Annotated in this window: 7 protein-coding genes; all 7 read right to left on the bottom strand. The window is 55.8% G+C overall.

Annotated features, from left to right (window positions below):
• Positions 1-320 precede the first annotated feature (320 nt).
• Positions 321-1,940 (bottom strand): alkaline phosphatase, encoded by a 1,620-nt coding sequence (locus ACTH3S_RS01440; RefSeq protein WP_441807237.1) that lies wholly within the window; start codon positions 1,938-1,940, stop codon positions 321-323.
• Positions 1,941-1,998: 58 nt separating this feature from the next.
• On the bottom strand, positions 1,999-3,180 hold the full coding sequence (choV, locus tag ACTH3S_RS01435; protein WP_441807236.1) for a choline ABC transporter ATP-binding protein: 1,182 nt from the start codon (positions 3,178-3,180) through the stop codon (positions 1,999-2,001).
• The gene (choW, locus tag ACTH3S_RS01430; RefSeq protein ID WP_441807235.1) at positions 3,177-4,025 is read right to left on the bottom strand and encodes a choline ABC transporter permease subunit; all 849 of its coding nucleotides are present in this window, start codon (positions 4,023-4,025) and stop codon (positions 3,177-3,179) included. Before choW ends, choV begins: the two co-directional genes overlap by 4 nt.
• Before the next feature lie 143 nt (positions 4,026-4,168).
• A complete protein-coding gene (locus ACTH3S_RS01425; RefSeq protein WP_441807234.1) occupies positions 4,169-5,098 on the bottom strand; it encodes a choline ABC transporter substrate-binding protein in 930 nt (309 codons plus the stop codon).
• A 35-nt stretch (positions 5,099-5,133) separates the two neighbouring features.
• The gene (locus tag ACTH3S_RS01420; RefSeq protein ID WP_441807233.1) at positions 5,134-6,801 is read right to left on the bottom strand and encodes a choline dehydrogenase; all 1,668 of its coding nucleotides are present in this window, start codon (positions 6,799-6,801) and stop codon (positions 5,134-5,136) included.
• 63 nt (positions 6,802-6,864) lie between these two features.
• Positions 6,865-8,328, bottom strand: a complete 1,464-nt coding sequence (gene betB, locus ACTH3S_RS01415; RefSeq protein ID WP_441807232.1) for a betaine-aldehyde dehydrogenase — start codon at positions 8,326-8,328, stop codon at positions 6,865-6,867.
• Positions 8,328-8,924 carry a transcriptional regulator BetI gene (betI, locus tag ACTH3S_RS01410; RefSeq protein ID WP_441807231.1) on the bottom strand — a complete coding sequence of 199 codons (597 nt, stop codon included), beginning with the start codon at positions 8,922-8,924 and terminating at the stop codon, positions 8,328-8,330. The genes betB and betI overlap by 1 nt, the downstream gene beginning before the upstream one ends.
• Positions 8,925-8,981: the final 57 nt, after the last annotated feature.

Below are 8,981 nucleotides of genomic sequence, written 5' to 3'. Positions count from 1 at the left end.
GGCCAAGGCCACCAGCACCAGACCACCCGAAAGGTGCAAAGCCACACCAGCTAACAGTAACTAGACCGCGTTCCGCGACATTGGCAAAAAGTGCGTTCTCGATAACATCACCTTCACAGCGTAGTGGAGTCCCGCCTAGATTTAAATTAAACAACAGCTTAGCCCACTTTCCCAGCCCTCACCATGTAATCGCGTGACCTCTCTATTCTGTGCAGTCAATCGTACTGTGTAGAAATATCGTTATGGAAATCGAAGGGGAGGTAAGAAAGGTAGGCCGGCCCCCGATACGGGTCGGGGCCGGTGTGGTCATCAGGCGGGAATTAGTCTGCTAGTGCTTCAATAGCTTGCTGACCTACTTCTGTGTGGTGCAGCACTTTACTGAAGGGTGCGGTGGTTTCTCCCGGGCCTTGGGTAAATACCAGTACCGGGGTATTGGTGTGGGTGCCGGTGGCCCAAACCACGTTTTGCTGTTCGGCCACTTCGCGGGCTAGTAGGTTCTGGCGGTTGTCGTCAGTTTGGTAGGCGAAGAAAGCGCCGTTAACGTCCATTTTCGGAACGGTTTTGGTGCTCAAGTATGCATGGCCTTCGGTGTAAAAGGGGTTGTCTTCGGTTGCAAGCACGCGCGCGGCTTGGGCTTCGGTGATGTCAAAGCCGGTTTCGGCGTTCACGATGCGCGCCAGGTTGGCAGGTGTTTGCTGGTCTGCTTCCAATGCGTCGAACTGGCTGTAGAAGATATCGCCGTAGGAAGACTTCTGCTCGTACAGTGTGTCTAGGGTCGCAACGTCGCCGAAGTTAAAGCCGGGTTGGAATTGTTGCTCTTTGAACACATCGCCCGGTAGATCGCGCCCGTGGGGCAGGTCGTTGGCGGAGTAGCTGAAGCCAAAACCACCGGTTTCGTGATCGGCGGTCACTACAATTAAGGTGTCGTCACGGCCTTCGGCCCAATCCAGCACGTAATTGAGCGTTTCGTTCATGCGCAGCATTTCGTGCAGCATGGTGCCGGTGTCGTTGTAATGCCCGGCCCAGTCGATTTGCCCGGCTTCGATCATCAGGAAGAAGCCTTCGTCGTTTTTTGACAGCGAGCCAATGGCTTTTTCCGACATTTCTTTCAGTGTTGGTATGGTGCGGGCAGGGTCGTTCTTGGTTTGGGTTTCGGTGATGCCGTTTGGCAACGCCGAGTAAGCAAACAAGCCGAGAATTTTGCCGTCGGCTTTTGCCATCTGCGAGCGGTTGAACGCCAGATCGTAGTTCTTCTGCTGCGCTTCGGTGATCAGATTGCGGTTGTCTTTACGCTTGGATTTGATGCGTACGCTACCTTCAGACAGGGCTTCCAGTTCCTGGCGCGCCGCTGATTGCTCGTTGTTTGCGGATTCGGGAATCCAGTAGCGCAAGCCGCCCGACAACATTACGTCCACATCGTTGTTCAGCAGATCTATAGCAATTTCATTTTCCAGGCTTCGGTGGCTCTGGTGTGCCGCAAAGCCTGCCGGGGTTGCGTGGGTAATGCGGGTGTCGGAAACAAGGCCGGTAGACTTGCCCATTTTTTTGGCTTTTTCCAGAATGCTTTCGGCGCTGTTGCCGTCTTTATCCGCGCCAATCATCTCGGCGCCGGCGGACTGGCCGGTTGCCAGTTGCGTAGCGGAGGCGGCGGAATCTACCACCAGATTGTTGTTGGCGTGGGTCATGGAAAGGCCCATGCGGCCGTTGGCGGCGATCCGATCAAAGGCGGTATTGCCGTCGGTGATCACCGAGTTTGGCGCCTGCTTGGCGTACGCTAATAGCAGGCCAATTTGTTGTGGCCCCATGCCATCGCCGATGATCATGATGACGTTTTTGGCTTTTTCCGGTGCTTGCGGTGCGGACTGCATGGGTGCACACGCGGCCAACACGAGGGAGGACGTTACCAACCCTGCTACGGCTGTGGCTTTACGGATGTTCATACTCAAATCCTTTTACGATTAGTGTTTTTGTGGCTATTGGCGTGCCGTTGTTGCCGCCTTAGCTGTCGTCCAAATGTTTGCCTAGCATGGCGTGGTATAGCTCCCGGTCGCCGATGGCGCCGGTGATTTGGCCGTTCTCTACCACCAGCAGGCTATGGCCGGTGAAATACCGAATCTCCACGGCATCCCGCAATGGGGTTTCTGGTGCGATGCGGGTGGGCTGCTTGGCCAGGCTTTCGATGTCTTGGCCTTCTTCCCAGGGTTGGGTCTGGAAGGTTTGGCCACCGCTGGTAACCACGGCTTTTTCTGCCACATCGGGTGTGTGTAGCCAGGTGTCGTAGCGTTTGTTGATGCAACGATTACCGCTGGCATCCTCCTGTATTTGCCCGATGGGGAGAGCCAGGGAGCGCGCAGCCAGTACGTTGAGCGGATTGGTGCTGGCAACAAAGCTTTTAACGTAATCGTTTGCCGGTTCCAGCACGATGGCTTCTGGCTTGCCATGCTGAACGATTTGGCCGTCTTTCATGATCGCGATGTGCGAACCCAGTTTCAGTGCTTCGTCCAGATCGTGGCTAACGAACACAATGGTTTTCTGAAGTTCTTCCTGCAGGGTTAGCAGTTCGTCTTGCAGTTGGTGACGAATCAGCGGATCAAGGGCAGAGAAGGGCTCATCCATCAGCAGGATTTCTGATTCGGTTGCCAATGCCCGGGCCAAGCCTACCCGCTGGCGCATGCCGCCAGATAGCTCGCCGGGCCGGGATTTGGCCCAACCGTCGAGGCCAACCAGCTCTAGCTGACGCGCAACCTTTTTGCGGCGCTCGGCTTTGCCTAGGCCTTGCAGTTCCAAACCAAAAGCGACGTTGTCTTCCACCGTTAGCCAAGGCATCAAGGCGAAGTTCTGGAACACCATGGAGATGCGCCGAGTGCGGATATCTCGCTGCACTTTTTCGCCGGCTTGGGTGAAATCCACCATTTCGCCGTCGTGCTGGATGCGAATGGAGCCACTGGTGACATCGTTCAAGCCGTTAACACAACGCAGCAGGCTTGATTTGCCGGAGCCAGACAGCCCCATTAGCACGCAGATTTCGCCCTTCTTAACACTCAGGCTGGCGTCCTGAACACCAACCACTAATCCGGTCTGGTCACGGATCTCGGCCCGGTCCAGGCCCTGTTCAATCAGGGGTAGTGCGCGCTTGGGTTGTTTGCCAAATACGACGTTAACATTCTCAAATTCGATCATGATGACGTCTCCTTAGCATCACTTTGGCGGAAGAATCGATCCATCCAGATAGCCAACAATACAATCGCCAAACCGGCCTCAAAGCCTTTGCCGATATCGACAGTATTCAAGGCCCTGACCACAGGCACACCTAGGCCATCGGCGCCCACCAAGGCGGCGATAACAACCATCGAGAGGGATAGCATGATGCACTGGGTAATGCCGGCCCCGATGGAGCTCATGGCGGCGGGCAGCTCAACTTTGAACAGCAGCTGCCGATTGGTGCAGCCAAAGGACTTGCCCGCCTCAACCAGTTCTTTTGGTACTTGGGAAATGCCCAGGTGAGTCAGCCGCACAGGGGCTGCGATGGCGAAGATCACGGTGGAGATCACGCCGGGAACCACGCCCAGGCCGAACAGTGTCAGTGTTGGGATCAGATAAACAAAGGGTGGGATGGTTTGCATGAGGTCCAGCACCGGCTGCAGAAACTTGTATAGCCAGCTGCTATGGGCAGAATAAATGCCCAGGGGAATGCCAATCGCCACACACAGCATGGTGGCGTACAACACCAGCGACAGTGTCGCCATGGTGTCTTCCCAGTAACCAATGTTCCAGATCAGCAGAAAGCTGAAGGCGGTAAAGGCGGTCAATCCCCAACGGCGATGACGAAGATGTGCCGCCACAGTTAAAACCAATACCAGGATGCCGGGCGGTACCCATAACAGGCCATCGGTCAGGCCGTGGATCATGCTTTTCAGGGTTTCGGAAACGGCGTCAAAAAAGCCGCTGAAATTGATGACTAGAAAATCAACAACGTCTTCCATGAAGTCGCCGAAAGGCAGTTGATGCTCAGTTATCCAGCTCATGGCGTTCAGTCTTTTTGGGTGCCAGCCTCGGCCGGCACTGAAAATGGGAGGTGTTCGTATCCATAAACAAGCGCTCTGAACTGATCAGCTCAGAGCGCTTGCAAGGTGCTGTTTTCGGTACGACTTTCAGCACTGTTTTGGTATTACTTCAGGGATGCCTTAACCGCAGGCAGGGCTGCATCGCCGTTCAGTGTTAGGACACCCTCAAGCCAGCTATCCAGTACCGATGGATTATTGGCCAGCCAGGTGTGGGCAGCGTCTCGTGGCTCTTCGCCGTCGTTCAGGATGGCGCCCATCACTTCGTTTTCCATGGTTAGCGAGAACGTCATGTTGGTAAGCAGCGTGCCTACGTTCGGGCATTCGCTCAGGTAGTTTTTGCGCACGTTGGTGTGCACGGTTGCGCCACCGTAGTTGGGGCCAAAGAAATCATCGCCGCCGTCGAGATACGCCAAATCGTGGTTGGCGTTCATTGGGTGTGGTTCCCACGCTAGGAAGACTACCCACTCATTACGACGAGTCGCGCGGCCAACCTGAGAAAGCATGCCAGCTTCGCTGGACTCTACAACTCGGAAATCGCCAAGGCCAAACGCGTTTTGATCGACCATGTCATGAATCAAGCGGTTGCCATCGTTGCCTGGCTCGATGCCATAAATCCGACCATCAAATTTGTCGGCGTGCTTGGCAATGTCGGCAAAACTGGTTACACCTGCGTCGTAAACATACTGAGGTACTGCCAGGGTGTATTTGGCGCCTTCCAGGTTGGTGATCACGGTTTCAACATCGCCGCTTTCCAAGTATGGGCGCACGTCGCCTTCCATGGTTGGCATCCAGTTGCCCAGGAATACGTCGATGTCTTTGTTTTGGAGCGACCGATAGGTAACGGGCACCGACAGTACTTTCGCTTTTGGCTTGTAGCCCATGCCTTCCAGTACTTCGAAGGCCAGCGCAGTGGTGGCGGTGATGTCGGTCCAGCCAACATCGGCAAAACGAACGGTTTTACATTCGGTGTTCGGGGCAGCCACTGCGGCGCCACTGATCGCAAGGCCAGCACAGGCCAGAATAAGCTTTTTCATTCGTTGTTCTCCTTTCTCGGTTATCGGTCACAGCGTTAGCGTTGTGCGTTCTTCCAGTCAGGGTGCTCCCACACGGGGGCAGATGAAGGTGGCAGCGGAGCAAGACCACGGATGTGGTCTGCGCATTTTTCAGCCAGCATAATGGTGGGCGCGTTCAGGTTTCCGCTCACCAGGCTTGGCATGATGGAAGCATCCACCACGCGTAAATTCTGAACGCCGTAAACCCGGGCCTGTTCGTCTACCACGGCCATGGGGTCATCCGTTGCACCCATCTTGCAGGTGCAAGAAGGGTGGTAGGCGCTGTCTGCGTATTCACGAACGAAGGCATCAATATCTTCGTCGGAGGTGGCTTTGGTGCCTGGGCGTAGTTCTTCGCCCCGGAACGGATCGAACGCTGATTGGGCGAATATTTCCCGGGTTAATTTGATGCTTTCCCGCATTTCCCAGCGGTCCCGTTCGGTGCTGAGCAGGTTGGGCTGAATGATTGGGTGGTCGCCCGGTTTGGCAGACTTCAGCTTCAGGTAGCCGCGACTGGTGGGTCGCATGGGGCCAACGTGAACCTGAAAACCATGGCACTCAGCGTCTTTACGGCCGTGATCCAGCACTTGGGATGGCAGGAAATGAAACTGAATATCCGGGTGCTGCACACCTGCCTCTGAGCGGATAAAACCGCCGGCTTCCAAGTGCGCGGTGCGACAGGCGCCCCAGTTATTATTCAAAAACCATTTCATGCCCGCGAGCGTCTTGCCGGGTTGGGTGGTGTATTTGTAGAGGGTGACCGGTTGGGTGGATTTGTGCTGAACGTATATTTCCAGGTGATCCTGCAGGTTCTTGCCAACCCCAGGGCGGTCCGCCACTACGGGAATATTGTGTTCGGCAAGTTCGGCCGCAGCGCCAATGCCAGACAGCATTAATAGTTGCGGTGAGTTGATGGCACCGCCGCTGACAATGACTTCTTTGCGGGCCGCGACCCGAACGGTTTTGCCATTCTGAATATACTCAACGCCGACGGCCGTGTTGCCATCAAACAAGATGCGCGTGGTCATGGCGCCGGTTTCAGTGGTCAGGTTGGGGCGTTTCAGTACTGGCCGAAGATAGGCCTGGGCCGCACTCCAGCGTTTGCCGTTGCGGATGGTCATGTCCATCTCACCAACGCCTTCCTGCTGAAAGCCATTCATATCTTTGGTGTAGGGGTATCCCACTTGCTGGCTTGCCTCCAGAAAGGCACCAAACAAGGGATTCGGCTCGTCGCCGGTGTGCACATTGAGTGGGCCATCGCCGCCGCGATAGTCGTCTGCGCCTTGCTCCCGGCTCTCTGCTTTTTGAAAGTAGGGCAGTACATCCTGGTAGCGCCAGCCAGTCGCGCCCTCGTCGTGCCAGCGATCATAGTCGTAGGCGTGGCCACGAATATAAACCATGGCGTTCAGGGTGGAACCACCGCCCCAAACCTTGCCGCGAGGCCAGTACAGTTTTCGGTTATTCAAAAACGACTGCGGCTCAGTGTGGTAATACCAGTTGTACTTGTCGTCCATCAGGTTGAACATCAGCGCCGCTGGCATGTGGATTTTCCAGGTGTCATCCCGGCGCCCCGCTTCCAGTACCAGCACCTGGTCTTGCTCGCTTTCGCTCAAACGATTCGCCAATACGCAGCCTGCTGAGCCGGTACCTACAATTACATAGTCAAATTCATGATCAAACTGCAAAACTGTCTCCTTCACACGGACGCAAGCGAACAATCCGCAGCGGCGATGGGTTGAATGGCGTTATCAGAACGGCGCCTCAATCGGAGCCATGCCCACATAAACCGATTTGGTTTGGGTATATTGTGCGAGTCCTTCGCGGCCGTTCTCGCGGCCAAGTCCCGAGAGCTTATAGCCGCCCACCGGCATTTCGGCGGGTGAGGCACCAAAGCTGTTGATCCAGCAGATGCCCGCTTGCAGATAGTGAATCACGCGGTGAGCACGGGTGATGTCTGCGGTGAATATGCCTGCGGCCAGGCCGTACTCTGTGTTGTTGGCGCGCTGGACGACTTCGTCTTCGGTATCGAAAGGCAGTACTGCCATCACTGGGCCAAAGATTTCTTCACGCACAATGGTCATGTCGTCGGTGCAATCGGCGAACACGGTGGGCGCCACAAAGTAGCCGTTCTCAAAACCTGCGGGCTGCAATTCGGCGCCGCCGGTCAGCAAGCGCGCGCCGTCGGTTTTAGCACTGTTGATATACTTCATAACCAGGTCTCGGTGACCAGCGCTGATCAGGGCACCGAAGTTGGTGTTTGGGTTTTCCGGATCACCCGCGATGATGTTGTTCTCGGTGCGCTCTACTAACTCGGCCAAAAAGGCGTCATAAATCTTGCGTTGAACAAACACTCGGGTGCCATTGGTGCAGATCTCTCCCTGGGTGTAGAAGTTGCCCAGCATCGCGGCCGATACAGCCTGTTCCAGGTTGGTATCATCAAAGATAATTAGTGGCGACTTACCCCCGAGCTCCATGGTGACGGACTTGAGTGTGCGTGCAGAGTCGGCCATTACGGTGCGGCCGGTTTTTGCTTCGCCGGTAAAAGACACCTTGGCGATGGCGGGGTCTGAGGTCAGCATTTGGCCCACCCGGTAGTCACCCTGAACCACGTTAAACACGCCTGCGGGCACGCCTGCGGCGAGGTAGATTTCTGCAAGTTTGACGGCGCCCAGCGGGGTTTCTTCAGACGGCTTGAATATCATGCTATTGCCGCATGCTAAGGCCGGTGCTGATTTCCAGCAGGCAATTTGCAGTGGGTAGTTCCAGGCGCCGATGCCGGCACACACACCCAGGGGTTCCCTGCGGGTATAGAAAAAATCCGGCCCGATTTGCTGGCTTTCGCCCACAATACTGGACGCCTGGCCGCCACAATACTCAACCGCATCGGCACCGGTCACAACATCTACCACGCTGGCTTCCTGCCAGGGTTTACCGGTATCCAGCACCTCAATCTCAGCCAGTGCATCGTTTTGCTCTCGCAGCATGGCGGCGGCGCGGTTGAGGATGCGGCCGCGCTCCAGGCCCGTCATGGCCGACCACGCCTTAAAGCCTTCTTGGGCGCTGGCAACGGCTGCCTGCATAATCGATTCATCGGCCTGTTCAACTTGATAGATCACCTGGCCGGTGGCCGGATTCACAACGTCGAACCGCTCACCGCTCTGGTTTGCCAGAGGTTGGCCGTTGATGAACGATTGGTAGATGGGCAGCGTCATTAATGGGCTCCGTTATTCGCGTGAATGGCTTGGTCGATGTAGGTTTTGCACAAGGCAATCGCTTGGTCTGGTTCAATACGGCCTTCACTCATAGCTGCACGCAGCCAGAAACCGTCGATCAGGGCGGCGATGGTTTGCGCCGTTGCACGTGACTGTTCGACTGGCATCAGTTGACGCAGATAGAACACCAAATTGGACAGTAAACGACGCTCATTAACTCGCTGCAGCCGCATCAGATCTGGGCTGTGCATGGCTTGGGTCCAGAATGCCAACCAGGTTTTGGCCGACTGGGCATTGATTTGAGCGCCAGAAAAATTGGCATCCACAATGGCCATCAGGCGCTCACGGGGGGCATTGGGGCGCCCTGCCATCAGCGTTGTCACGTCTTTCTGAAGGGATGACAACAGATACCGCATGGTTGCCTCGAGTAAGCCCTGCTTACCGCCGAAGTAGTGGCTGACAATGCCAACCGACAGCTCCGAGGCGCCTGCGATTTTGCCAATCGTGGCGCCCTGAAAACCATGTGCTTCGATCACCTCCAGTGTTGCGTCGATCAGCTGCTGACGCCGAATTGACTCCACCCCTAGTCTTGCCATGCCGTCCTCGAGTCACGCTCAGATTTGAATGAATGTTCAATTTATTGAATGAGTGTT

The sequence above is a fragment of the Marinobacter sp. genome, from assembly GCF_052094685.1.
Taxonomy (GTDB): domain Bacteria; phylum Pseudomonadota; class Gammaproteobacteria; order Pseudomonadales; family Oleiphilaceae; genus Marinobacter.
Note: the sequence above shows the minus strand (reverse complement) of the source record. Positions and strands in the feature narration are given on the sequence as shown.